This is a genomic window from Amycolatopsis methanolica 239 (genome assembly GCF_000739085.1).
Taxonomy (GTDB): Bacteria; Actinomycetota; Actinomycetes; order Mycobacteriales; family Pseudonocardiaceae; genus Amycolatopsis_E; species Amycolatopsis_E methanolica.
Genome location: NZ_CP009110.1, coordinates 3,095,107 through 3,119,082, shown reverse-complemented (window position 1 = coordinate 3,119,082; position 23,976 = coordinate 3,095,107). Strand labels below are relative to the sequence as shown.

The 23,976-nt window shown below is 72.3% G+C and carries 29 protein-coding genes; 8 read left to right on the top strand and 21 right to left on the bottom strand.

The features are described from left to right. Positions 1-173: 173 nt before the first annotated feature. The 6 genes from AMETH_RS15025 to AMETH_RS15000 form a co-directional block, all read right to left on the bottom strand. The gene (locus AMETH_RS15025; RefSeq protein WP_017988091.1) at positions 174-647 is read right to left on the bottom strand and encodes a bifunctional nuclease family protein; all 474 of its coding nucleotides are present in this window, start codon (positions 645-647) and stop codon (positions 174-176) included. A 248-nt stretch (positions 648-895) separates the two neighbouring features. Beyond that, a complete protein-coding gene (ftsR, locus tag AMETH_RS15020; RefSeq protein WP_038532131.1) occupies positions 896-1,648 on the bottom strand; it encodes a transcriptional regulator FtsR in 753 nt (250 codons plus the stop codon). Next, complete coding sequence (garA, locus tag AMETH_RS15015; RefSeq protein ID WP_017988089.1) at positions 1,645-2,109, bottom strand: glycogen accumulation regulator GarA; 465 nt, start codon at positions 2,107-2,109, stop codon at positions 1,645-1,647. The genes ftsR and garA overlap by 4 nt, the downstream gene beginning before the upstream one ends. A 104-nt stretch (positions 2,110-2,213) precedes the next feature. Beyond that, positions 2,214-2,597: a glycine cleavage system protein GcvH gene (gcvH, locus tag AMETH_RS15010; protein WP_026153995.1), complete on the bottom strand. Its 384-nt coding sequence runs from the start codon at positions 2,595-2,597 to the stop codon at positions 2,214-2,216. A gap of 57 nt (positions 2,598-2,654) precedes the next feature. Next, complete coding sequence (gene clsA / locus AMETH_RS15005; protein ID WP_017988087.1) at positions 2,655-3,266, bottom strand: cardiolipin synthase ClsA; 612 nt, start codon at positions 3,264-3,266, stop codon at positions 2,655-2,657. A 587-nt stretch (positions 3,267-3,853) separates the two neighbouring features. Continuing rightward, positions 3,854-4,057 carry a hypothetical protein gene (locus AMETH_RS15000; RefSeq protein ID WP_017988086.1) on the bottom strand — a complete coding sequence of 68 codons (204 nt, stop codon included), beginning with the start codon at positions 4,055-4,057 and terminating at the stop codon, positions 3,854-3,856. Positions 4,058-4,212: 155 nt separating this feature from the next. Between AMETH_RS15000 and AMETH_RS40145 the strand changes: the two genes are divergently transcribed. Then, a complete protein-coding gene (locus AMETH_RS40145; RefSeq protein WP_017988085.1) occupies positions 4,213-4,671 on the top strand; it encodes a hypothetical protein in 459 nt (152 codons plus the stop codon). Between the two features lie 33 nt (positions 4,672-4,704). Here the strand turns inward: AMETH_RS40145 and AMETH_RS14990 are convergent, their stop codons facing one another. Beyond that, the gene (locus AMETH_RS14990; RefSeq protein WP_017988084.1) at positions 4,705-6,417 is read right to left on the bottom strand and encodes an AMP-binding protein; all 1,713 of its coding nucleotides are present in this window, start codon (positions 6,415-6,417) and stop codon (positions 4,705-4,707) included. Positions 6,418-6,428: 11 nt separating this feature from the next. Next, positions 6,429-7,271, bottom strand: coding sequence for a crotonase/enoyl-CoA hydratase family protein (locus AMETH_RS14985; protein ID WP_017988083.1), 843 nt, complete (start codon positions 7,269-7,271; stop codon positions 6,429-6,431). An 80-nt stretch (positions 7,272-7,351) separates the two neighbouring features. On the opposite strand from AMETH_RS14985, the gene AMETH_RS14980 reads away from it, so the two are divergent. Beyond that, a complete protein-coding gene (locus tag AMETH_RS14980; protein WP_085929458.1) occupies positions 7,352-8,179 on the top strand; it encodes an alpha/beta fold hydrolase in 828 nt (275 codons plus the stop codon). 31 nt (positions 8,180-8,210) lie between these two features. Here AMETH_RS14980 and cobA read toward each other — a convergent pair whose 3' ends face one another. The 6 genes from cobA to rpmB are packed head-to-tail and all read right to left on the bottom strand — an operon-like array spanning position 8,211 to position 10,862. Then, complete coding sequence (cobA, locus tag AMETH_RS14975; RefSeq protein ID WP_017988081.1) at positions 8,211-9,440, bottom strand: uroporphyrinogen-III C-methyltransferase; 1,230 nt, start codon at positions 9,438-9,440, stop codon at positions 8,211-8,213. 37 nt (positions 9,441-9,477) lie between these two features. Continuing rightward, a complete protein-coding gene (locus tag AMETH_RS14970) occupies positions 9,478-9,864 on the bottom strand; it encodes an ankyrin repeat domain-containing protein (protein WP_017988080.1) in 387 nt (128 codons plus the stop codon). A gap of 47 nt (positions 9,865-9,911) precedes the next feature. After that, positions 9,912-10,160: a 30S ribosomal protein S18 gene (gene rpsR / locus AMETH_RS14965; RefSeq protein WP_017988079.1), complete on the bottom strand. Its 249-nt coding sequence runs from the start codon at positions 10,158-10,160 to the stop codon at positions 9,912-9,914. Beyond that, the gene (gene rpsN / locus AMETH_RS14960; protein ID WP_017988078.1) at positions 10,157-10,462 is read right to left on the bottom strand and encodes a 30S ribosomal protein S14; all 306 of its coding nucleotides are present in this window, start codon (positions 10,460-10,462) and stop codon (positions 10,157-10,159) included. The genes rpsR and rpsN overlap by 4 nt, the downstream gene beginning before the upstream one ends. Next, a complete protein-coding gene (gene rpmG, locus AMETH_RS14955; RefSeq protein WP_017988077.1) occupies positions 10,462-10,626 on the bottom strand; it encodes a 50S ribosomal protein L33 in 165 nt (54 codons plus the stop codon). The genes rpsN and rpmG overlap by 1 nt, the downstream gene beginning before the upstream one ends. Then, positions 10,626-10,862 carry a 50S ribosomal protein L28 gene (gene rpmB / locus AMETH_RS14950; protein WP_017988076.1) on the bottom strand — a complete coding sequence of 79 codons (237 nt, stop codon included), beginning with the start codon at positions 10,860-10,862 and terminating at the stop codon, positions 10,626-10,628. Before rpmB ends, rpmG begins: the two co-directional genes overlap by 1 nt. 50 nt (positions 10,863-10,912) lie before the next feature. Between rpmB and mrf the strand changes: the two genes are divergently transcribed. Genes mrf through AMETH_RS14930 form a run of 4 tightly spaced genes read left to right on the top strand, consistent with a single transcriptional unit; the run spans position 10,913 to position 13,594 of the window. Then, on the top strand, positions 10,913-12,139 hold the full coding sequence (gene mrf / locus AMETH_RS14945) for a ribosome hibernation factor-recruiting GTPase MRF (RefSeq protein ID WP_017988075.1): 1,227 nt from the start codon (positions 10,913-10,915) through the stop codon (positions 12,137-12,139). Further along, the gene (locus AMETH_RS14940; protein ID WP_017988074.1) at positions 12,136-12,384 is read left to right on the top strand and encodes a type B 50S ribosomal protein L31; all 249 of its coding nucleotides are present in this window, start codon (positions 12,136-12,138) and stop codon (positions 12,382-12,384) included. The genes mrf and AMETH_RS14940 overlap by 4 nt, the downstream gene beginning before the upstream one ends. Beyond that, positions 12,384-12,542 (top strand): 50S ribosomal protein L32, encoded by a 159-nt coding sequence (gene rpmF / locus AMETH_RS14935; protein ID WP_017988073.1) that lies wholly within the window; start codon positions 12,384-12,386, stop codon positions 12,540-12,542. Before AMETH_RS14940 ends, rpmF begins: the two co-directional genes overlap by 1 nt. After that, positions 12,539-13,594, top strand: coding sequence for a GTP-binding protein (locus AMETH_RS14930; protein ID WP_017988072.1), 1,056 nt, complete (start codon positions 12,539-12,541; stop codon positions 13,592-13,594). The genes rpmF and AMETH_RS14930 overlap by 4 nt, the downstream gene beginning before the upstream one ends. Here the strand turns inward: AMETH_RS14930 and AMETH_RS14925 are convergent. The 5 genes from AMETH_RS14925 to AMETH_RS14905 all read right to left on the bottom strand — a co-directional run bounded on the left by AMETH_RS14925 (position 13,591) and on the right by AMETH_RS14905 (position 20,600). Then, positions 13,591-14,982, bottom strand: coding sequence for a pyridoxal phosphate-dependent decarboxylase family protein (locus AMETH_RS14925; protein WP_026153991.1), 1,392 nt, complete (start codon positions 14,980-14,982; stop codon positions 13,591-13,593). The two genes, AMETH_RS14930 and AMETH_RS14925, sit on opposite strands and share 4 nt — an antisense overlap. 25 nt (positions 14,983-15,007) lie before the next feature. Continuing rightward, the gene (locus AMETH_RS14920) at positions 15,008-16,309 is read right to left on the bottom strand and encodes an MFS transporter (RefSeq protein ID WP_017988070.1); all 1,302 of its coding nucleotides are present in this window, start codon (positions 16,307-16,309) and stop codon (positions 15,008-15,010) included. A gap of 79 nt (positions 16,310-16,388) precedes the next feature. Continuing rightward, on the bottom strand, positions 16,389-18,398 hold the full coding sequence (locus AMETH_RS14915) for a neutral/alkaline ceramidase (RefSeq protein WP_026153990.1): 2,010 nt from the start codon (positions 18,396-18,398) through the stop codon (positions 16,389-16,391). Between the two features lie 256 nt (positions 18,399-18,654). Beyond that, complete coding sequence (locus AMETH_RS14910; RefSeq protein ID WP_017988068.1) at positions 18,655-19,680, bottom strand: LLM class F420-dependent oxidoreductase; 1,026 nt, start codon at positions 19,678-19,680, stop codon at positions 18,655-18,657. Continuing rightward, positions 19,677-20,600, bottom strand: a complete 924-nt coding sequence (locus AMETH_RS14905) for an oxygenase MpaB family protein (RefSeq protein WP_017988067.1) — start codon at positions 20,598-20,600, stop codon at positions 19,677-19,679. The genes AMETH_RS14910 and AMETH_RS14905 overlap by 4 nt, the downstream gene beginning before the upstream one ends. 48 nt (positions 20,601-20,648) lie before the next feature. Here AMETH_RS14905 and AMETH_RS14900 point away from each other — a divergent pair, with 48 nt between their 5' ends. After that, positions 20,649-21,239 carry a TetR/AcrR family transcriptional regulator gene (locus AMETH_RS14900; RefSeq protein ID WP_017988066.1) on the top strand — a complete coding sequence of 197 codons (591 nt, stop codon included), beginning with the start codon at positions 20,649-20,651 and terminating at the stop codon, positions 21,237-21,239. Here the strand turns inward: AMETH_RS14900 and dmpG are convergent. Continuing rightward, positions 21,236-22,258, bottom strand: a complete 1,023-nt coding sequence (gene dmpG, locus AMETH_RS14895; RefSeq protein ID WP_020486785.1) for a 4-hydroxy-2-oxovalerate aldolase — start codon at positions 22,256-22,258, stop codon at positions 21,236-21,238. The genes AMETH_RS14900 and dmpG overlap by 4 nt on opposite strands. Further along, positions 22,255-23,166: an acetaldehyde dehydrogenase (acetylating) gene (locus AMETH_RS14890; RefSeq protein WP_017988063.1), complete on the bottom strand. Its 912-nt coding sequence runs from the start codon at positions 23,164-23,166 to the stop codon at positions 22,255-22,257. The genes dmpG and AMETH_RS14890 overlap by 4 nt, the downstream gene beginning before the upstream one ends. A gap of 58 nt (positions 23,167-23,224) precedes the next feature. On the opposite strand from AMETH_RS14890, the gene AMETH_RS14885 reads away from it, so the two are divergent. Further along, positions 23,225-23,971 carry an IclR family transcriptional regulator gene (locus AMETH_RS14885; protein ID WP_026153989.1) on the top strand — a complete coding sequence of 249 codons (747 nt, stop codon included), beginning with the start codon at positions 23,225-23,227 and terminating at the stop codon, positions 23,969-23,971. Positions 23,972-23,976: the final 5 nt, after the last annotated feature.

Genomic DNA, 23,976 nt, shown 5'->3' with positions numbered 1-23,976 from the left:
CCGCCTTCACACAGTCTTGAGAGTTGATCGGTGAAGACGCTCCGACCACGGTTTACCCGGCCGGGTAATTTTCGCCGCGAAGGCGGCGGAGGGCCCCGGAACGCGCCGAAGGGGCCCTCCCGGCCGGTGCTCGAGCCGGGAAGGCCCCTTCGGCGCCGCCGGAGGCGGGGCGGTCAGGTGTCCGCGCCGCGGAAGTCCTCCGGCGAGACGGATTCGAGAAATTCGCGGAACTTCTCGACCTCGTCCTCCTGCTCGTCCGGGATGATCAGCCCGGCCTCGTCGAGAACCGCGTCCACCGCGTGGATCGGCACCCCGACGCGCAGGGCCAGCGCCACCGAGTCGCTCGGCCGCGCGGACACCCGCACGTTGCCGTCGAAGACCAGTTCGGCGAAGAACGTGCCTTCGCGCAGGTCCGTGATCACGACCTGTTCGAGCTCGCGGCCCAGCGCGCCGATGACCTCCTTGAGGAGGTCGTGGGTCAGCGGGCGCGCGGGGCGGACGCCCTGCTGCTCGAGTGCGATCGCGGTGGCTTCCACGGACCCGATCCAGATGGGGAGGTACCGCTCACCCTGCGCCTCCCGGAGCAACAAGATCGGCTGGTTCGCGGGCAACTCGACCCGCACGCCGACGACGCGCATTTCGCTCATCGGGCTTCGCCTCCCTCTCGTGTGCGCGGGCCGCGGCGCTGGTCCGAGGACCCCGCATCGACATCTCCGACGCTACCCGCCATCCCGGCACCGTGCTCGTTCGCGGGGACTGTGTGGCAGTCGCGTGGACCGTTCCGGCAAATCCATCACCAACGGTACGGCATCGGCGGCTCGCTGCGGAGTCCTGAAACCATGTCATTACCGTCGCGACCCACGACCAGCGGAGATCCAGAACCGCACCGGCGGGCTCACCCGCCGGTCACGTCCCGGATGCCCGCTTTGACCAGCAGCGTGTGCAACGTCACCGACAGTGCCGCCAGCTGCCGCGCCAGCTCGTCCGCCCGCGCCTTGGCGTCCGGGTCACGCTGCCGCGACACGGGCGCGACGATCTGCTCGAGCAGACCGACCTCGCGGTCCGCCGACGCGCGGAAGGCACGCAGGTGCCGCGGCTCGATGCCGTACTCCGTCATGGCGCGGACCGTGCGGGCCACCAGCACCGCGTCCGGGTCGTAGAACCCGGCCGCGCCGGGGCGGATCAGGCCGTACTGCTCCAGCTCGGCGAGCAGAGGGCTGTCCACGCCCGCCTCGGCGAGCAGGTCCTCCCTGGTCAGCCGGACGTCGCGGCCCGGCGCGAAGTCGTCGGGCCCGGGCAGTCCGTCCCCGGGGCCGGGCGCCGCCGGGATGGGGACCAGCTTGCGCGGCAGCCTGCCGCCGGGGCCCTGGCCGTCGGACAGGCCGCGGTCGGCGGCGTCGAGCTGCTCCTTGATGACCTTGAGCGGGAGGTAGTGGTCCCGCTGCGCGGCCAGCACGAACCGCAGCCGCTCGACGTCCGCCGCGGAGAACTGCCGGTATCCGGACGCGGTCCGGCCCGGGCGGACCAGTCCCTCGGACTCGAGGAACCTGATCTTGGAGATGGTGACATCGGGGAAGTCCGGGCGTAGCTGCGCCAGCACCGCCCCGATGCTCAGTCCATCACGCTGTGGCCGCCCGGCAGCCGTCACCGCGCCCCCTGGCCCCCGTGCCCCGGGCCGGTCAGGAAGACCAGGCGGAACTTGCCGATCTGCACCTCGTCACCGCCCGCGAGCACCGCCTGGTCGACCGGCTCGCGGTTGACGTAGGTGCCGTTCAGGCTGCCCACGTCGATGACGACGAACTCCCCGCCCTCGCGGCGGAACTCCGCGTGGCGGCGGGACACTGTGACGTCGTCGAGGAAGATGTCGCTGTCCGGGTGGCGCCCGGCGCTCGTGGTGTCCCGGTCGAGCAGGAAGCGCGAACCGGCGTTCGGGCCCCGCTTGACCACCAGCAACGCCGTGCCTGCCGGCAGCGCGTCGACACCGGCGACCGAAGGCTCCGGCGTCGGCGCCTCCTGACCCTCCACGTCCGCCAGGAAGTCGGCCCGGAAGACCGAGGTCCGCTCCGGAGACTGCTCCGGGGGAACGCCGGGCCCGTCGTTGGTGCTCACCTGAGCTCTCCTCACCACTGATGTGTCGCTGGCTGAAAACCTGTGGCTGCCAACGTACCGTGCCTGATCGATTCGGCCCCCGCGGCTCCCCCCAAAACGCGGTCCTAGCCTGCGGTCAGCCGGTTGTAGGCGTCGGCGTCGAGCAGCCCCGCCACGGCGTCGGCGTCGCTCACCCGGATCTCGACGAGCCACCCCTCGCCGTAGGGGTCGCTGTTGATCAGCTCCGGCGAGTCGCCCACCGCGTCGTTGACCGCGACGACCTCGCCGTCGACCGGGGCGAACAGCTCGGACACGCTCTTGGTCGACTCGACCTCGCCGAACGGCTCCCCCGCGGTCACCGCCTTGCCGGCCTCCGGCAGGTCGACAAACACCACGTCACCCAGCTGGTCCTGCGCGTAGTCGGTGATCCCGACCCGGACCACGTCCCCGTCACGGGTGGCGACCCACTCGTGCTCCTCGGTGTAGCGCAACTCTTCTGGCGCGGACACTCCACGTCCCCTTTCCTGCCCCGGCTCGCGGGTCTGTCGCGATGCTCGCGCGAAGTCTTACATCCGGGCGCCCGCTCTGGCACGGCGGACCGCCCAGAAGGTCTGCAGCAGGTACAGCGCGCCGGACCACACGTACAGCACGGTGCCCCACGCGGTGAAGGAGTAGGCGATCGGCCGGGCGATCGCGGCCGCGGTTGAGCCGCCCTGGGTGAGCAGCAGGAACGGGAAGGCGTACATCAGCACGAAGGTCGCGGCCTTGCCGATGTAGGTGACCTCGGGCGGCGCGTAGTCGTGGCGGCGCAGCACCAGCAGGGCCGCGCCGACCAGCAGCTCACGCCCGACGAGCACCGCGACGAGCCACCAGGGCACGATGCCGCGGACCAGGAAGGCGATCAACGTGGCGACGATGTAGAGCCGGTCGGCGGCCGGATCGAGCAACTGCCCGAGGCGGCTCGTCTGGTCCAGCCAGCGCGCGAGCTTGCCGTCCAGCCAGTCGGACAGGCCGCTGAACACCAGCAGCGCCAGGGCCCAGCCGTCGGCGCGCGGGCCGAGCAGGAGCCACAGGAACACCGGGACGCCCGCGAGCCGCAGCAGGGACAGCAGGTTCGGCACGGTCCACGCCTGGCGCAGCAGGCTGGGCTCGGCCGTCTCGGCGCGGGGTTCGATCACGAGGTAACCCTAATCGGTGGGGCGGCGGCGGGTTCACCCTCGGACCGGCGATGTCCGGTGTCCGCGCCCGGGATGGGAGCGAGCCAGATGGACGGTGTCGGGTGGTGGGCGTTTGGGGGGGCGCAACGCGCGATGCCGATGCTGCGCGGCCCGCGCCTGGCGGCTTGACGCGCGGGCGCAGGTGGGCGCGATGGGCCCGACGCGGCGCGGGTGCGCCGTCGCCTTCGGTGCGAGCCCTCGGCAGGGTGCGCCGTCGGGCGCGGGCACCGCCCGACCTCGGGTCCAGCCCGCGCATCCGGAATCGACAGGGGGCAGGGCTGCCAGCGCCTCCCCCATCCCGGGAGCCAGCAGCCGAGAGTGCGCCCCAGCCGCCTCAGGCCGCCCGCGGCGGCGCCGGAGGCGACCCGGCTTGCCACTGCTGCCGCCAGCCCGCTCGGCAAGCAGCTGAGCGCCGCAGGCAGCTCGGCGCCGCAGGCAGCTCGGCGCCGCAGGCGGCCCCTGGCGCGCCGCGGCCGTCCCCGGCCGGACGTCGCGCGCCGCCGTGGCCGTCCTGGCCCGCCGCGGACGCGGCGCGCCGCGTGTGTGCGTCAGCCCGCGCGGCGGTGCGTCCAGCCGCGGCGGCGGAGTTCGTCGCCGGTGAGGCTGAGTGGGCGGCCCAGGTGGTCGGTGCCCACCCAGCGCAGGGTACCGGCCCCGGGCTCGAGGACGTAGGGGCGGCCCTGGCTCCACACGACGGAGCAGGGGGCGGTCGGAAGCGGATCCGTCTCGGTCGCGGTCTCGGTGCTCAACACAACTGTGGTGTCGCGCGAAGCGGGAGAAGTGTTAGCCGCCTGCCAACTATTCACCCGGCCGGTGGATCATTGTCCACAGTGGAGCGCCGGCGGGCGCGTCCTGCCTGCGATTTCGCCGGTGTCGCGGTACTTTCCCGCCGAGGAGGCAACCACTGATGACCGCACCCCGCCGCGTCCTGCCCCTGCTGCTCCTGTCCGCCGGCGTGCTGGCCGGCTGCTCCGCCACGCCCGGCGTCGCACCCCAGACGACTGCACTCCAGACGACTGCACCACAGACGAGTGCGCCCGCGAGCACAGCCGCCCCCGCGCCCAGCACGTCGGCCACCACGACCGAGGCACGCGCGTACGGCTGCGGCACCGTGCCGGCCGCGAGCGGCCTGACCCTGCAGGTCATGGAGACCACGACGAGCACCCTCAGCTGCGGTCAGGCCACCGACCTGGTGACCCGGTTCCAGCGGGCGATCGCCGGGCGGCAGCCTGCCGGGTCGGGCCGCCCGGTGAGTGAGACCGTGGACGGCTGGCTGTGCGTCTCCGGCCCGCCCGCGTCGCAGGGCGGCACCACGTGCAGCCGCGGCGACGACACCGTCTTCGCCCGCGTCACCGAAGCGGAGTAGCCGCCCCCGGCCGCGACCGGAGGCGGCCCGCGCTCAACCCTTCAGTCCCGGGAAGTCGTCCTCGCGGAACTCGCCCGCCGGCCGGGAGTCCGGCGAGGCCTGCTCCTTGCCGCGCAGCTCGACGCGGCGGATCTTGCCCGAGATCGTCTTCGGCAGCTCGGCGAACTCCAGCCGCCGGATCCGCTTGTACGGCGCCAGGTGGTCGCGACAGAAGGCGAGGATGCTCTCCGCCGTGGCCGCGTCCGGCTCGTATCCGGCCGCGAGCACCACGTAGGCCTTGGGCACCGCGAGCCGGATCGGGTCCGGCGCGGGCACCACCGCGGCCTCGGCGACCGCCTCGTGTTCGAGCAGCACGCTTTCCAGCTCGAACGGCGAGATGCGGTAGTCCGACGCCTTGAACACGTCGTCGGTGCGGCCGACGTAGGTGATGTAGCCGCGCTCGTCGACCGAGCCGACGTCGCCGGTGTGGTAGTAGCCGCCGCGGAACGCCTCCGCGGTGCGCTCCTCGTCGTCGGCGTAGCCGACCATCAGCCCCACCGGCCGCTCGCGCAGGTCGAGGCAGATCTCGCCCTCCTCGGCGGGCTGCCCGCTCACCGGGTCGACCAGCACCACCTTGAACCCGGGCACCGGCCGGCCCATCGACCCGGACTTGACCTCCTGGCCGGGCGTGTTGGCGATCTGCACGCTGGTCTCGGTCTGGCCGAACCCGTCCCGGATCGTGACGCCCCACGCCTTGCGGACCTGGTCGATCACCTCCGGGTTGAGCGGCTCGCCCGCGCCGACCACCTTGACCGGCGGCGTCTCCAGCGCGCCGATGTCGGCCTGGATCAGCATCCGCCACACCGTCGGCGGCGCGCAGAAGCTGGTGATCCCGCACCGCTGCATCTGCGTCATCAGCGCGCCGGCGTCGAAGCGGGAGTAGTTGAACAGGAACACCGTCGCCTCGGCGTTCCACGGCGCGAACACGTTGCTCCACGCGTGCTTCGCCCAGCCGGGCGAGGAGATGTTCAGGTGCACGTCGCCGGGTTCGAGCCCGACCCAGTACATCGTGGACAGATGTCCGACCGGGTAGGACACGTGCGTGTGCTGCACGAGCTTCGGCTTGGCGGTGGTGCCGGAGGTGAAGTACAGCAGCAGCGGGTCGGTGGCGGCGGTCGGACCGTCCGGAGTGAACGATTCTTCCGCGGTATAGGCGTCGGTGAAGGAGTGCCAGCCCTCGGCCCGCTCCCCCACCGCGATGCGCGTGTAGTCGCCGGCGACGTCGGCGAACTTCTCGACGTCCGCCGACCGGACCACGACGTGCCGCGCGTTGCCGCGGTCCACGCGGTCGCGCAGGTCGGCCGCACCGAGCAGGGTCGACGCCGGGATGATCACCGCGCCGAGCTTGATCGCGGCGAGGATCGTCTCCCACAGCTCGACCTGGTTGCCGAGCATGAGGATCAGGCGGTCGCCGCGGCGGACGCCGAGCCCGCGCAGCCAGTTCGCGACCTGGCTGGAGCGGCGCGCCATCTCGGGGTAGGTCCAGCGGCCCTCGCCGCCGTCCTCTTCGACGATCCACAGCGCGTACTTCTCCGCGTTCGCCGGATCGGCGGCGACCACGTCGAACCAGTCCAGCGCCCAGTTGAACTCGTCCAGTTCCGGCCAGGCGAAGTCGCGGTAGGCGGTGTCGTAGTCCTCGCGGTGCGCCAGCAGGAAGTCGCGGGCCTCGCGGAACCGGTCGTGAGCGGCTGAATGGACACTGCTCATAGCGTTTCTCCTCACTCGCCGGTGAACTCGGGCGCCCGGCGCTCCATGAACGCCCGCACCGCTTCCTGGATGTCCTTGCTGGGCAGGAAGGCCGCGTTCCAGGTGGAGACGTAACGCAGCCCCTCGCTGACCTGCCGCTCGGTGTTGAGCGAGAGCACCTCCTTGACGCCCTGCACGACCAGCGGCGGGTTGGCGGCGATCTCGCGAGCCAGCTCGTCGGCCGCGGCCAGCACCGCCTCCTGGTCGGCGTACACGTCGTTGACCAGGCCGATCCGCTCCGCGCGGGCCGCGTCGATGTCCTTGCCGGTCAGGGCGAGCTCGCGCAGGTGGCCCTCGCCGATGATCCCGGCCAGCCGCTGCAGGCTGCCCAGGTCCGCCACGATCGCGACCTTCGCCTCGCGCACGCTGAACTTCGCGTCCGCGCTGGCCAGCCGCACGTCGGCGGCCGCGATCACGTCGACGCCGCCGCCGATGCACCAGCCGGACACGGCGGCGATCACCGGGGTGCGGCACTCCGCCACGGCGGTGACGCTGTCCTGCAGGACCCGGATCTCGCGAAGGAACTCGGTGCGCGGCCCGGCCAGGGCGTCGCCGGCCAGCAGCGGCGCCCAGCCACCCATCATCGCGGGCAGGTCGAGGCCGTACGAGAAGTTCTTCCCGCTGCCGGTCAGCACGATCGCCCGGACCGCGGGATCGGCGTCCAGGGTGCGGAACACGATCGGCAGCTCGCGCCAGAAGTCCGGGCCCATCGCGTTGCCCTTGCCCGGCCCGAGCAGGGTCACGCGGGCGACCGGGCCGGTCCGCTCGACGGCGAGCGAGACCAGGTCCGGGAGCTTGTCGGCGGTGTCAGTCATGCGGCCATCTTGACGCATCCGGGCACGATCCCGCGCACAAGCCTGTGCGGGGACGCCCGGTGGGTGGTTTCCTGATCGTCATGCTGACCCGTCCCCTGGAGACCACCGGACTGGCCGCCGCGTTCACCTTCGAGGGCCACCGGCTCTGCTACACCGAGTTCGGCACCGGCGACCGCGTGGTCGTGCTGGCCCACGGCCTGATGTTCACCCGGCGGATGCACGCGCCGCTGGCGCGCGGGCTCGCCGCCGAGGGATTCCGGGTCGTCACGCTGGACCTGCTCGGGCACGGCGACTCCGACCGGCCGCGCGAGTCGTGGCACTACTCGATCCCGGCGTTCGGCGACCAGGTGCTGGCGCTGCTGGACCACCTGGACGTGGACCGGGCCGTGGTCGGCGGGACGTCGCTCGGCGCGAACGTGGCGCTGGAGGCGGCGGTCAAGGCGCCGGAGCGGCTGCGCGGGATCGTGGTGGAGATGCCGGTGCTGGACAACGCGATCGTCGCCGGCCTGCTGGCGTTCACGCCCCTGCTGTTCGCGGCGCGGTTCGTGCCGTTCGGGGTGCAGGCGGTGGCGAAGGTGGCCGGCCTGGTCCCGCAGGGCAGCCAGTGGGTGGACGTCGTCACCGACACGCTCGACCAGCGCCCGGCGTCGATGGCGGCGCTGCTGCACGGCGTGTTCTTCGGCCGGATCGCGCCGCCGCGGTCGGTGCGCAAGCGGATCGAGGTGCCCGCGCTGGTGATCGGGCACCAGCGCGACCCGGTTCACCCGTTCGGGGACGCCGACACTCTGGCCGCCGACCTGCCCGCGGCCGAGTTCGTGCAGGCACGCAGCCCGGTCGAGCTGCGGTTCGACCCGCAGCGCCTGACCGCGGCGATCCTGGACTTCGTGCGGCGCTGTTACGCCGCCTGACGGCGCCCGGCTGCGAGCGTGGGACTCGCGGTCAGCGGAGGTCGTCCGGCAGCAGGCCGGCGACCGGGCCGATCACGATCACCGCGGGCGGGCGCACCCCGGCGGCCTTCGCGTCTTCGGCCGCGGTGGCCAGGGTGAAGCGGTGCACGCGCTGGGTGGGCATGGTGCCGTTCTCCACGACCGCGACCGGCGTGTCGCCCGGGCGGCCGCCGTCGAGCAGCGCGGCGGCGAACTGGCCGAGCCGTTCCACACCCATCATCAGCACGATCGTGCCGCGCAGCTTCGCCAGCGCCGGCCAGTCGGTCAGGGAGCTCTCGTTGTCCGGCGCGACGTGCCCGGACACGACGACGACCTCGTGGGCGACCCCGCGGTGGGTGACCGGCACCCCGGCCGCCGCGGGGCCGGCGATCGAGCTGGTGATGCCCGGCACCACGGTCACCGGCACGCCCGCCTCGGCGCACGCGAGCAGCTCCTCGAAACCGCGGCCGAACACGTACGGGTCGCCGCCCTTGAGGCGGACCACGAACTTGCCCGCCTTGGCGTGCTCGATCAGGGTGGCGTTGATGAAGTCCTGGCTGGCGGCGCGGCCGTAGGGGATCTTGGCGGCGTCCACGACCTCGACGTCCGGGTGCAGCTCGTCGAGCAGCTCGCGGGGGGCCAGCCGGTCGGCCACCACGACGTCGGCGCGGGCCAGCAGCCTGCGGCCCTTGACGGTGATCAGCTCCGGATCGCCAGGGCCGCCGCCGACCAGCGCGACACCGGGCAGCTCGGCGGCATCGGGCGGGGTGATGTCGTCGGCGACCGCGCCGGTGTGCAGGGCCTCGACGATGTTGTCCCGCACCGCGGCCGAGCGCAGCGGCTGGCCGCCGGAGAGAACGCCCACGACCAGACCTTCGTGGCGGCCGACCGCGGCGGTCACGGCGGTGCCCTCGATGCCCGCGTCGGCGCGCACGCAGAAGATGCGGCGCCGCTCGGCCTCCGCGCAGATCGCGGCGTTGACCTCGGGGTCGTCGGTGCAGGCCAGGGCGTACCACGCGCCGTCGAGGTCGCCGTCGGCGTAGCGGCGCTGGTGCCACACCACCTCGCCGGCGTCGATCATGCCGCCGACGGCCGGGGTGGTGGACGGCGAGATCAGCTCGACCGCGGCGCCGGCGCTGATCAGGCGGGGCAATCTGCGCTGGGCGACGGTCCCGCCGCCGACGAGCACCACGCGCCGCCCGGCGAGGTCGAGGCCGACGAGGTAGTGCTGGTCTTCAGGCATGCGGACAAGCATGCCTGCTCGGTGGCGCGAAAACACCTCAGGGCTGCAGGAGTGTGAGCAACTCCGTATTGCCGAACATGCGCGCGGTGTCCACGGCCGACGGGGTGCCCGCCGCCGGGTCGGCTCCTCCCGCCAGTAGCGCCTTGACCACCTCGGGGTCGCTTTTGAACACCGCGCCCGCCAGCGGGCTCTGGCCCCGGTCGTTGAGCCGGTTCGGGTCGGCGCCTCGGTCGAGCAGCGCCTTGACCGTCTCGGCGTGACCGTAGTAGGCGGCCAGCATCACGAGCGTGTCACCGCGGTCGTTGGTCAGGTTGACGGCGATGCCGGCGTCGACGTAGGCGGCCAGCGTCTCCATCTGCCCCTCCCGGGCCATCTGGAAGACCCGGCTCCACAGCTCGATCATCTCGTCGGACGGCTCGCTCATGACGTCGACCCTAGTGCGGGCCGTCCGGCCGGACGGCCCGCACCGGGTCAGCGCGCCGACGAGGGATACGGCAGCAGAGCCATCTCGCGCGCGTTCTTGATGGCCTGGGCCACCTGCTTCTGCTGCGTCGGCGACAAGCCCGTCACCCGCCGGGCGCGGATCTTGCCCCGGTCGGAGATGAACTTGCGCAGCAGGTCCACGTCCTTCCAGTCCACAACGGACACGTCCGCCTCGGCGAGCAGGTTGCGGCGTCGGCGGCCGGGCCGGTCCTTGACGTACTTGGGCACGGCGCTCACCAGCTCGACTTCGACACGCCGGGCAGCTCGCCGCGGTGGGCCATCTCGCGCAGTCGCACCCGGGACAGCCCGAACTTGCGGAAGTAGCCGCGCGGGCGGCCGTCGGCGGTGTCGCGGTTGCGCAGCCGCGTGGGGCTGGCGTCGCGGGGCAGCTTCTGCAACGCCACCACCGCGGCCGCCCGCTCGTCCGAAGTGGACTGCGGCGAGGACACCACCGCCTTCAGCTCGGCCCGGCGCTCGGCGTAGCGGGCCACGACGGCGCGCCGCTGCTCGTTGCGGGCGATCTTCGACTTCTTCGCCATCAGCGCTCCTCCCGGAACTCGACGTGGCGGCGCACCACCGGGTCGAACTTGCGCAGCACCATCCGATCCGGGTCGTTGCGCCGGTTCTTCCTGGTCACGTACGTGTAGCCGGTCCCCGCGGTCGAGCGGAGCTTGATGATCGGCCGGACGTCGTTGCGGGCCACTACAGCTTCACCCCCTTCGCGCGCAGTTCGGCCACGACGGCGTCGATCCCGCGCTTGTCGATCGTCTTGATCCCCTTCGCCGAGACCCGCAGCGTGACCCAGCGCCCCTCGGACGGCACCCAGTAGCGCCGCCGCTGGACGTTCGGATCCCACCGCCGCGACGTCCGCCGGTGCGAATGGGACACCTGCTTGCCGAAGCCCGGCTTGCGGCCGGTGACCTGGCAGACCGACGACATCCACCCTCCCTAGTTGGTATCGATTTTCATTATCACCTACTCTACAACGCGTGGATCCCGAAACGACCGGCACCACCCGGGTGCCCCTCACCCTGATCAGCGGCCTCGTCCCCGCGGCGACCGCGGACCTCGCCGAAGAGGTCCGCGCGGCCCGGCCCGGCACCGCGGTCGTGCACCACGACCTGCGCGAGATCCGCGGCGGCGTCGTGCGGCGGCGGCTCCAGCTGGACGACCGCGACGAGACGACCGTCCTGGAACTCGCGCACGGCTGCGTGTCCTGCACGCTGCGGGAGGACCTGCTCCCCCTGCTGCGCCGCCTCGCCGGCACGCCCGGCGTGCGGCACATCGTGGTGCGGCTGGACGAGGCGATGGAGCCGGAACCGGTCTGCTGGGCGATCAGGCACGTCCTCGTCGGCGACCGGCCGGTGATCGACTTCGTGGCGATCGACGGCGTGCACACGGTGCTGGACCGCGGCTCCTGGCTGGCCGACGCGACCGGCGACGACACCCTGGCGGAGCGCGGGCTGCAGGCCAGTCAGGACGACGAGCGGACGGTCGCGCAGGTCGCGTTGTCCCAGGCCGAGTTCGCCGACGTGCTCGTGCTGACCGGCACGGCCGACGCCTGGACCGACGCGAAGACCGCGGCCGTCCTCGACCGGGTCGCCCCCGCGGCCTTGCGCACCACGCGCCTGGCCGACGTGCCGCCGGACGCGCGGCGCGGCGAGGTGACCGACATGCACGGCCCGCTGCTGCACGGCGAGCCGCCGCTGGGTGCCGACTGCGGGGTGGCGACGCTGCTGTTCACCGCGCAGCGCCCCTTCCACCCGGAACGCCTGCACGACGCGCTCGACGTGCTGCTCGACGGGGTGGTGCGGACCCGCGGCCGGGTGTGGGTGGCCAGCCAGCCGGACATGGCGCTGTGGCTGGAGTCGGCGGGCGGCGGCCTCGGTGTCGGGCACGCCGGGCCGTGGCTGGACGCGCCGGACGGTCCGGCGTGGACGGACGTGTCGCCTGAGCGGCGGACGCTGGCGTCGCTGCGCTGGCACCCGGTGTTCGGCGACCGAGCCTCGGAGATCTTCGTCGTCACCGATCAGGCCACGCCGGCCGAGATCGACGAAGCCCTGTCCGGGGCGCTGCTCACCGACGCCGAGCTCGCGGCCGGGCAGCGGGAGTGGCTGACCTACGAGGACCCGTTCGGCGCCTGGCACGAGGAACCGTGCGAAGACACCGACGAGACGCAGGACGTGAACGTCACGTCCGGAACGGAGAAGCAGTGAAACCGGGCATCCATCCCGACTACCACCCCGTGGTGTTCCAGGACACCGCGACCGGCGACGCGTTCCTGACGCGCTCGACGATCACCTCGGACAAGACGATCGAGTGGAGCGACGGCAACACCTACCCGCTCGTGCTCGTCGACGTCAGCGCGTGGTCGCACCCGTTCTGGACGGGCGCGCGCCGGATCATGGACACCGCGGGCCAGGTGGAGAAGTTCCACCGCCGCTACGGAAGGCGGAAGTGATGGCCGTTCCCAAGCGCAAGACCTCGCGCAGCAACACCCGCCACCGCCGCGCCCAGTGGAAGGCCGTGAAGCCCGACCTGGTGCCGGTGGTGATCGACGGCAAGGAGCAGCTCGTGCCGCGCAGGCTGCTCGGCCACTTCCACCGGCTGGCGCGGTGACGCTCCCGGTCACGGTCCTGTCCGGGTTCCTCGGCGCGGGCAAGACGACGCTGCTCAACCACGTGCTGGGCGACACCGGCGGCGCGCGGGTCGCGGTGATCGTCAACGACATGAGCGAGGTCAACATCGACGCCGCGCTCGTCCGCACGCGAGAGCGGCTGGTCGAGATGACCAACGGGTGCATCTGCTGCACCCTGCGGGACGACCTGCTGGAGGAGGTGGGCCGGCTCTGCGACGAGGGCCGGTTCGACCACGTGCTGATCGAGTCGAGCGGGATCTCCGAGCCGATGCCGGTCGCCGCGACCTTCACCGTCCTGCCGCGGGCGCGGCTGGACACCATGGTGACCGTGGTGGACGCGGTGAACTTCACCCGCGAGCTGGACCGCGGCGACGAACTGGCCGCGCGGGCGCTGGACCAGTACGAGGGTGACGAGCGGACGGTCAGCGACCTGCTGATCGACCAGGTCGAGTTCGCCGACGTACTGCTGCTGAACAAGACCGACCTCGTCGGCGAGGACGAGCTGGTCCGGCTGGAGGCGCTGCTGCGGCGGCTGAACCCGGCGGCGGAGGTGATCCGCGCCAGCTTCGGGAAGGTGCCGGTGCGGGAGGTGCTCGGGACCGGCCGTTACGACCTGGAGCGGGCCCAGCAGGCGCCCGGCTGGGTGGCGGAGCTGAACGGCGACCACGTGCCGGAGACCGAGGAGTACGGCATCTCCAGCGTCGTGTTCCGGGCCTCGCGGCCGTTCGCGCCGGAGCGGCTGTGGTCGTTCGTGACGCGGGACCTGGACTCCGGCCGGTTCGGGAAGGTGCTGCGCTCCAAGGGGTTCTTCGCGCTGGCGTCCCGCCCGGGTGTGGTGGGCCTGTGGTCGCAGGCCGGTTCGGTGGCGCGGTTCGAACCGCAGGGCAGCGGGCCGGCGCGGCAGGAGCTGGTGTTCATCGGGACGGGCCTGGACCACGCGGCGCTGACGGCCGCACTGGAGAGCTGCCTGGGCGAGGAGACCGGCCCGGACCCGTTCCCGGCGTGGGAGCTGCACGACCACGCGGCGCACTAGTCCGGCCGGTAGAGCATCCCGAGGAACTCGCGCAGCAGCCGTTCCCGCAGGGCCGGGGTGGCGGCGCCGAGCAGGGCGTTGATCCCGGCCATCCGGTCCGGCAGTCCCGCGCCGCCGCCCAGGCCGGCGGCGGTGAGCAGGCCTTCGAACCGCTCGCCGGTCAGCGCGTCCGGGTCGAGGGCGGCGACGAACGCGGCCACGTTCTCGTCCACCGTCACCGGCCCGGTCTCCCGGGCGGCGGCGACCGAGGCGGCGAGGTCGGCGAGGAACCCCTCCTCGCCGCCCCGGTTCGCGGGGGTGACGGTGAGGTGCAGGTTCACCGGCGAGGACCCGTGGGCGAACTGCGGCTGCACGTACCAGCCGCGGACCCGCATCTCGTCGGCGACGGTGAACAGGTCGAAGCTGTCGTCGTCGGCGGTGAGCGCGATCAGGGTCGAGTCCGGTTCGGCGAGCAGCCGCAGGCCGTCGATGCTCCGGATGCCGTCGGCGACGGCCGTCACCGCGGCCAGCGTCTGCCGGGCGAGTTCCAGGTATCCGTCGTCGCCGAGGTGCTGCACCACAGCCCACGCGGCGGCGAGCGGGCCGCCGGAACGGGTGGACTGGATGGTGCTGTTGAGCATCGTGTAGCCGGGCCAGTCCGCGCTGGCGAAGTAGTGCCCGCGCCGCAGCCCGGCGTCGGCGTGCAACAGCACCGACACGCCCTTCGGGCAGTACGCGTATTTGTGCAGGTCGACCGAGACGCTCGTGACGCCCTCGACGCCGAACCCGAACTCGGGCACCGGCGTGCCGAGGCGGCGGAAGTACGGCAGGACCCAGCCGCCGATGCAGGCGTCCACGTGCATGCGCACGCCCCGCGCCGCGGCCGCGGCGGCGACCGGCGCGACCGGGTCGATCACGCCGTGCGCGTAGGACGGAGCGCTGGCGACGACGAGCACCGTCGTGTCGTCGATCGCGGCGGCCATGGCGTCCGGGTCGGCGCGGAAGGTCACCGGGTCGACCGGCACCACGACCGGCCGCACCCGGAACAGGCGCGCGGCCTTGTGGAACGCGGCGTGCACGGTCGAGGGCAGCACCATGCTCGGCTCGGCGACATCGGGGCGACCCTCGCGCGCCGCGAGCACCGCGAGCAGGCACGACTCGGTGCCGCCGGAGGTCACCGCGCCGACCGTGGACGGGGCGCCGCTGACCAGGCGCGCGGTGGCGGCGACCAGGTCGTTCTCCAGGCGGCGCAGGCTGGGGAACGCGGTCGGGTCGAGGCCGTTGGCGGAGGAGGCGAGCGCGTGCGCCTGCGCGGCCAGTTCGTCCACACCGGACAGTCCGCTGTCGTAGACGTAGGCCAGGGTGCGGCCGCCGTGCGTGGGCAGGTCGCCGGCGCGCAGCTCCCGCAGCTGGCGAGCACCTCGCGGGCGGGCCTCATCGCGGCTCCAGGATCGAGCGGCGCAGCAACGGCAGGCCGGCCAGCACGAGGATCCCGGGCAGCAACGCGAACCCGAGCAGGATCGCGGTGACCGCGCTGTCCGGCTGGGCCGCGGAGGCGTCCACACTGGACACGTATCCACCCGCGGTCAGCACCAGCCCGAACAGGCCCGGTCCCAGCGCCAGGCCGAGCGTCTCCGACGCGGTCCACACCCCGGCGGTGATGCCCGCGCGGGTGGCGCCGGTGCGCTCCTCCTCGGCGCTGATCAGGTCGGGCAGGATCGCCAGCGGGAACACCTGGATCCCGGCGTAGCCGACGCCGGCGAGCGCGACGAACACGAACGACACGCCGACCGGCAGCACCAGCGCCGCGCACAGGCCCGCGCACGCGACGCCGAAGGCGATGCAGGCGAACCGGAAGCCGGCCAGCTTGCCCCAGCGCGCGCCGATGCGTGGCCACAGCGGCATGGTGACCAGCGCGGGCAGCACGAACCCGACGAAGAGGTAGGTCTGCAGGTCCGCGTCGCCGAACACGTACCGGGACGCGTAGTTGACCCCGGCGAGCAGGGTGGCCAGGCCGAGCGACTGGACGAAGTAGACGCCCAGTAGCCAGCGGAAGGCGCGCCACTGGCGCATCGTGGCGAGCAGCTCACGCCAGCCCGGCGTCGGCGGGCGCAGGTTGCCGACCGGCGCCCCCCGGGTGCCGAGGAACACCGCGATGGTGCCGAGCACCATGATCGCGCCCATCACGATGCCCATGACCCGGTAGCCGCTGACCCCGCCGATCTGGTTGGTGATCTCGGGGGCGCCGCCGCCGGAGACCAGGATCGCGATCGCGAGCAGGCCGATGCGCCAGCTGGTCAGGCGGGTGCGCTCGTCGTAGTTGCCGGTCAGCTCGGCGGGCAGCGCGTTGTAGGGCACCTGAAAGAAGGCGAACGCGGTGGCGCACAGGAAGAACGCGAGCACCACGTACCCAGCGTCCAGCGGGGTGCTGCCGAACCCGGGGTGGGCGAAGATCGCGGCGAACAGCACCGCGACCCCGAGCCCGCCGGACAGCAGGAACGGCCGCCTGCTCCCCCGGCGGTTCAGGCTCGTGTCGGACAGCCGCCCGGCGACCGGGTTGAACACGACGTCCCACGCCTTCGGCACGAGCACGATGGCCCCGGCGACCGCGCCCGGCACCGCCATCGTGTCGGTGAGGTAGGGCAACAGCAGCAGGCCGGGCACCGTGCCGAACGCGCCGGTGACGAACGACCCGGCGGAGTATCCGAGCCTGGTCTTGGCCGGTAGGGCGACCATGGTCCTCCGATCTGCACCCGGTGATCGCCCGCATCGTGTCATCGATCACGGCCCGGGGAGCGCCCGGGGCGCGAATTCGTTATGAGACGACGAACGCGCGGGAGGCGCCGGTGAAGGGCGTGATCGTGCCGTCCAGGGACTTCGCGTCGCCGGAGTGGACCACCCGGTACTTGCCAACCGGGGTGTCCGCCGGTATGTCCCAGGTGATCGTCGCCGTGGACTCGGCCAGGAAGGTACGCCGCCACCGGTACTTGGTGGCCCAGTCGCCGTCGTCGGCGTGCCGGACCCAGGTGCCGCCGTCCAGGCGCTGGACCTCCAGGAACGTCCCGTTCCGGTGCAGGTCGTTCTTCGGGTGGCCGGTCACGAACTCGACCAGCACCTGCTCGCCCCGGCGGTAGCTGCTACGCGCCTCGGTGAGCACGTCGCCGAACCTCTTCAGCACTGGTGGCGAGTCCACCACCACGCCGGGCTGGAAGTTGAGCTGGTCGCCGGACAGGTCGCGCGGCTGCGGGCCGCGCGCGACGCTCGTGCCTGCCCGCATCGCGGCCGCGAGCCGGGCGAACTCCTGCTGGTAGGCGGGCAGCGTGTGGCGGCCGAAGAGCGTGGACGCGCCCTCGTACTGCTGCGAGTCGTACTCCTCGGGCGTGGTCACGTACTGGCTGTAGGCGTTGGCGTAGCCCTGCATGATCACGTTCTCCAGCGGCACGCCCAGCTCGGCGGCGACGGTGCGGCGGATGCGCAGCCCGGCGACGATCGTGTACTCGGCGGGCCCGGCGACGAGGTGGAGCTGCCCGAGCCGCAGGATCTGCAGCGGCAGCACCTCAGGCGCCCACGGGTAGGGCTTCATGGCGCCGAACGGCACCGCGATCACCTTCGGCGCGTGCGCGTCGGCCAGCGCCTGCGGGATCGGCGCGTCCATGCCGCCGAGCGCGTCGATGAAGGGGTTGCGGACACCCTCGGGCAGCGGGAGCCCGGGGCCGTCCTCGGTGCTGCCGGCGAGCATCGACACGCCGATCGCGGCGGTGGCCGTGGTGCGCTGCCGTCCGTCCGGGGTGTACCGGCCGTCCACGGTCACGCGGGACATGTCCACGTAGCAGAAGCGGAAGTCGAGCGGTCCCGTGACGGCTGTGGTGGCGTTGTCGAAGGCGGCCTTCGCGGCGGTGAACTGGCGTTCGCCGATGATGCGGGTGTTCTCGAACTCGTCCTCGGTGGGGCCGGAGCCGGGCTTGAGGTTGAGGTTCGGGGACATGTCGCCGGAGTTGGTCTGCGGGAAGCAGGCGACGAACTCCGGTGCGCCGTCGAGGTAGCGGGTGCCGCGGCCGTGTTCCCACGCGTAGGCGGCGTAGCCCTTGTTGTCGCCGCTGATCAGCTTGTTCGCGTTGGTCATCGAGGTGCCGTGGGTGGCGAACCAGGCGATGGCGCCGATGTCGCGGCCGCCCTGCCGGAACCGCAGCACGGTGACGGCCGGGTCGATGGCGAGCGGGAAGTGGTCCTTGTCGGCCTGCGGGTTGAGCTCGAAGGCGGTGCGGGAGCGGTTGACGCTGGCGTCGGTGAGCTCGGTCCGGCCGAGGCTGATCGTGCCCGGCGCGAGGTTGTCGTGCGCTTGCTGGATGGCCTCGGTGATGCCGTCGACCTGGGCGTCGTAGGCCTGCCGCTGGAAGCCCAGGATGGACAGGTTGTACGCGGCGTACCAGGACGATCCGCCGCAGCCCGCGTGCGTGTGCGTGGCGTTGAGCAGCACGTTCTGCTCGGTGTAGAGGTCGCCGTACCGCTGGGCGAGCCGGGCGAGCACGCCCTGGTGCACGGACTGGAACAACGCGCCGACGTCGGCGTTGACGAACACGATCCGGCGGCCACCGGATTCCGCGACGATATAGGCGCGGGCGCGGGTGCGCTGGTGGATGCCGGCGGTCTGCTGCTGCGGCATGGAGTAGCCCATCATGCCGCACTCGGCCGCGGGCCCGGTGACGTCGGAGATGCCGACGCCGACGAGATAGCCCTGGTCCGCCGCGGCGCGGGTGGACACCAGACCCGCGGCGAGCGGCGCGGCGGCCACCCCGGCGAGAACACTCCTGCGACTCACCGGCATTCGGCGGCCCTCCCTCCAAACATGAAGCCCTTTCATGTTTGCCGAAGACTAAAGGAGGTCACCCAGCCCTGCCAACCCTCCATCGGGCGGTTCCCCCACCGTCACCCGGCAACGAACCGCAACCAATCCCCCGAACCACCCCTCTCCCGCAACCCGATCCCCAGCCAAACACTCAAAGATCCGGTTCGGAAGGGCTTCTTTTCATCCGGGCGTAGCGAAGCGAAGCCGGCGCAGTAGAAACCCGCGTAGCGAAAACCTAAGACAACACCTCGGCAACCCGCCGCAATGTCCCCGCATCCCCACGCAGCAGCAGCGTCGTCACCACGGTCTCCTCCCAAGCCCCGAGCTCCGCGCGGATCTTCTCCGGCGGCCCGATCAGCGAGGTGTCCTCGACCAGCGACGTGGGGATCGCCGCGGTGGCTTCGTCCTTGCGCCCGGCGAGGTAGAGCTCCTGCACCTTCTCCGCGACGTCGGCGTACCCGAGCCGGGCGAACACGTCCTTGTGGAAGTTGACCTGCTTGGCGCCCATGCCGCCGATGTAGAGCGCCAGCGACGGCTTGATGAACCCGGCCGCGGTCTCCACGTCGTCGTGCACGATGACCGGCACCGAGGCGGCCACCTCGAAGTCGGCCTGCGTGTGCCGGGCGCCCGGGCGCGCGAAGCCCTCGGCGAGCGCTTCCCGGTAGAACGCGTCGCTCTTCGGGGAGAAGAACAGCGGCAGCCAGCCGTCGCAGATCTCGGCCGCCAGCGCGACGTTCTTCGGCCCCTCCGCCGCCAGGTAGATGGGGATTTCCGGGCGCAGCGGGTGCACTGTGGACTTCAGCGGCTTGCCCAGCCCGGTGCCGTCCTTCAGCGGCAGCTGGTACTGCTCGCCGTCGAAGGTCACCGGCTCCCGCCGGGCCACCACCCGCCGCACGATCTCCACGTACTCCCGCGTCCGGACCAGCGGCCGCGGGTAGGGCTGCCCGTACCAGCCCTCCACCACCTGCGGCCCGGACGCGCCGAGACCGAGGATGAACCGGCCGCCGGAGAGGTGGTCCAGGGTCATCGCGGCCATCGCGGTGGCGGTCGGGGTGCGCGCCGACATCTGGATGATGTTGGTGCCGAGCTTGACCCGCGAGGTCGCCGCGCCCCACCAGGCCAGCGGGGTCAGCGCGTCCGAGCCGTACCCCTCGGCCGTCCACACCGAATCGAACCCCAGCTCCTCCGCCGCGCGGATCGCGTCGAGCGCACCCTCCGGTGGACCGGAGGACCAGTAACCGATGTGATAGCCGAGCTTCACGACACCTCCCGGGGAACGTAATGGGTGGGACTGTCCCGTTCGGACAGCGGCGGCAGGTTGCGGGCCGGCGTCTCCACCAGCGGGGCGTCCGCCGGGACCTCGCCGCGTACCCGCCGCCACGCCGCCCTGGCGCGCGGGTGGTAGCGGCGGTCGTGCGGCACGAACCGGAACGCGAGCCCGATCGCTCGGCCGGCCAGCCGGTGCAGCACCTCGTTCCGGCGCGACCAGGAGTAGCCCAGCCGCTCGCGCACCGCCGGGTGGTACAGACCGACGGTCCACCACACGAACGACTTCGCGATCACCACGCGCAGCACGCGCCAGACCGGGTCCGGCATCCACGACACGAACGGCGGCTTGGCGATGCCGGCGATGTCCAGCACATCCCTGGTGGCCTTGTTGTCCTCCAGGACCCCGGTGCACATGTGGTCCCAGTAGGCCTGGAACTCCTCCCACGATCCCGGCACCGGCCGCATGCTCAGCCCGTAGAGCCGGTACCACTGGACGTGCTCGTCGAACAGCCGCCGCTTGTCCGCCTCGCCCAGCCCACCCATCATCCGCTCCGCGGCGACCACGGTGAGCATGAAGAACGTCGAGTGCGCCCAGTAGAACGTGCCCGGGTTCAGCGCGTGGTAGCGCCGGCCGCGGGAGTCCACGCCGTGGATCGTCTCGTGGTAGCCGCGCACCGCGCGGGCGGTCTCGGCCGCGCGCGGACCGTCGTAGACCACGCCGCCGATCGGGTAGAGCGAGCGGAACAACCGCTCCCACCGTTCGGCGAAGAACCGCGAGTGCTCCTCCACCCCCGCGCCGAGTTCCGGGTGCATGTTCTGCAGCGAGCCCGCCCACAGTGCCATGAGCAGGGTCCGCCAGTCGCCGAAGTACTTCCACGTCAGGGAATCGGGGCCCAGGGGCTGCGGTGCCATGATCCGAACGCTACAATTGACAACATCTGTAGTCAATTGTGAGGGCGGATGGCGGAGAAGACCTGGGCGGGGACCACCCTGAGCGACCGCCGGGCGGCCCGGCGCGCCCAGCTGCTCGACGCCGGGCTCGACCTGCTCGGCACCGAGGGCAGCGCGGCGGTCACCGTGCGCGCGGTGTGCCGGCACGCGAAGCTCACCGAGCGGTACTTCTACGAGAGCTTCGCCGACCGCGAGGAGCTGGTGGTCGCGGTCTACGAGCAGGTCGCCGCCGAGGCCCACCGCGCCATCGCCGGCGCGGTGCCGGACACCCGCCGCGACCCGGCCCAGCGCGCCGAGGCGGCGGTCACCGCGTTCGTCGAGCTGATGCTGGACGATCCGCGCAAGGGCCGGGTCCTGCTGCTGGCGCCGATCACCGACCCGGCCCTGTCCGCGCGCGGGATGGCGCTGCTGCCCGCCTTCGCCGGGCTGATCCGCGAGCAGCTGCCCGCGCGCATGGACGCGCTGGAGAAGCAGCTGACCGCGATCGGCCTCGTCGGCGCGCTGACCCACCTGTTCACCGCCTACCTGTCCGGCACGCCCGAGATGCCCCGGGAACGCCTGGTCGAGCACTGCGTGCGCCTGCTGGTGCGGTCGTCCTAAGCGGACTCGCGCTCCGCCACCAGCTGCAACGCGATGTCGATGATCATGTCTTCCTGACCGCCGACGTAGCGCTTCTCCCCGACGCGGTAAAGGATTTCGTGCGCCGGCACCTGGTAGCGCTCCGCGGCGCGCTCGGCGTGCAGCAGGAAGCTGGAGTACACCCCGGCGAAGCCCTGCACGATCGACGACCGGTCCATCACCGGCAGCCGCGTGATGAACGGCTTCACCACGTTCTCCGCGGCGTCCATCAGCACGTCCTTGTCCACACCGGTCTCGACGCCGAGCCGTTCGAACACCGCGGCCAGCACCTCGGTCGGCGAGTTGCCCGCGCCCGCACCGAGCGCGACGAGCGAACCGTCGATCTGCTTCGCACCGGCCCGGTGGGCGAGCACCGAGTTCGCGACGCCGAAGCTGAGGTTCTGGTGGCCGTGGTAGCCCACCTGCGCCGCGTCGCCGAACTCCGCCACCAGCGCGGCCACCCGTTCGGCGGCCTCCTCCAGGATCAGCGCCCCGGCCGAGTCGACGACGTACACGCACTGGCAACCCGCGTCGACCATGATCCGGCCCTGCTTCGCCAGCGTCTCCGGCGTGGCCATGTGCGACAGCATGAGGAACCCGACGGTCTCCAGTCCGAGCCTGCGCGCCTCGGTGAAGTGCTGGATGGACACGTCCGCTTCGGTGCAGTGCGTGGCGATCCGCACCGCGCCGGCGCCGAGGTCGGCGGCGGCCTCCAGGTCGGCGACCGTGCCGAGGCCGGGCAGCAGCAGCACCGCGATCTTGGCCTGCTTGGCCTCCTCGACGGCCGTGGCGATCAGCTTCCGCTCGTCCACCAGTGAGAAGCCGTAGTTGAAGGTCGACCCGCCGAGCCCGTCGCCGTGGGTCACCTCGATCAGCGAGATCCCGGCTGTGTCGAGCGCGCGCACGGTGTCCCGCACGTTCTCCTCGGTGAACTGGTGCGCCATGGCGTGGCTGCCGTCGCGCAGGCTCGTGTCGACGAGCCGCACCTCCCGCTCGGTCATGCCGGCACCTCCTGAGTCCGGTTCGCGGCCAGCAGCTCGCCGACGCGGGCGGCAGCGGCGGTCATGATGTCCAGATTCCCGGCGTAGGGCGGCAGGTAGTCGCCGTTGCCGGCGACCTCGAGGAACACCGCCACCCTGGCGCGGCCCTGCCAGCCCGGCCGCGGGTCGTCGAACTGCGGCGCCGCCTTGAGCGTGTAGCCGGGCACGTACTCCTGCACGTCGGCGACCATCCGCTCGATCGAGGCGGTGATCGCGTCGCGGTCGGCGTCCGGCCGGATCGCGCAGAACACCGTGTCGCGCATGATGAGCGGCGGTTCGACCGGGTTGATGATGATGATCGCCTTGCCCTTCGCGGCGCCGCCGACGATCTCCAGCCCGCGCGCGGTGGTCTGGGTGAACTCGTCGATGTTGGCGCGCGTGCCCGGCCCAGCCGACCGCGACGACACCGACGCGACGATCTCGGCGTAGGGCACCTCGGTGACGCGGGCGACGGCGTGCACGATCGGGATCGTGGCCTGGCCACCGCAGGTGATCATGTTGAAGTTCGCGGCGCCCAGCTGCTCCGGCAGGTCCACCGCGGGGCAGGTGAACGGGCCGACGGCGGCCGGGGTCAGGTCGACGGCCTGGATGCCGGCCTCGGCGTAGCGCGGCGCGTTGGCCAGGTGGGCCTTGGCGGACGTGGCCTCGAAGACGATGTCCGGCAGCTCGTCGCGGGACAGCAGCCAGTCCACGCCCTCGGCCGAGGTCTCCACGCCCAGCGCGGCCGCGCGCTTCAGGCCGTCCGATGCCGGGTCCACCCCGACCATGTACGCGACCTCGATGTGCTCGCTGCGCCGCAGCTTGACGAGCAGATCGGTGCCGATGTTGCCGGGTCCGACGATCGCGGCCCGTGCCTTCCGGGTGCTCATGCGCCCTCCTTCCGGGGTCGGCTCCACGGTGCGCCCCGGAGTGCGGCACACTCAACGCATGTGTGCCGCTGAGCGGGACGACGGGATGACCGCCGCCAGGATCGCCGCGCTGCTCGGCGCGTTCCGGCCGGGCGATCAGGCGCTGGGCGCGTCCGAACTCGCCCGCCGCACCGGCCTGCCGAAGTCGTCGGTGCACCGGCTGACCGGGCACCTGGTCACGCAGGGACTGCTGGAGCGGGACGGCACCGCGGTGCGGCTCGGGCTGCGGCTGTTCGAGATCGGGCAGCTCGCCGGCCGCGAGCGCGGGCTCGTCGACGCCGCCCGCCCCTACCTGGCCGATCTGCGGGAAGCCACCCGCAACACGGTGCACCTCGCGGTGCTGGAGGGCACTGAGGTGGTGTACCTCGACATCGTGCGCGGTCCGGACGCGCCGGCCCTGCCCTCGCGCATCGGCGGCCGCTTCCCCGCGCACGCCACCGCGGTGGGCAAGGCGATCCTGGCGCACTCCCCCGCGTCCGTGCTGGACACCGTGCTGGCGGCCGGCCTGACCAGGGTCGGCCCGCGCACGATCACCGCGCCCGGGCTGCTGCGGCGGCAGCTGACCAGGATCCGCGACGAGGGGGTCGCCTACGAGCGGGAGGAGTCCGGGGTGGGCGTAACCTGTGCAGCCAGTCCAGTGCTCGGCGCGACCGGCCGGGCACGGGCGGCGATTTCGATCTCGGGCTGGAGCAACCGGGTCCGGGTCGAGCGCGTCTCTCCAGCGGTGCGCACGGCGGCTCTCGCTTTGTCGCGAGCCTTGCCGTAGGGTCT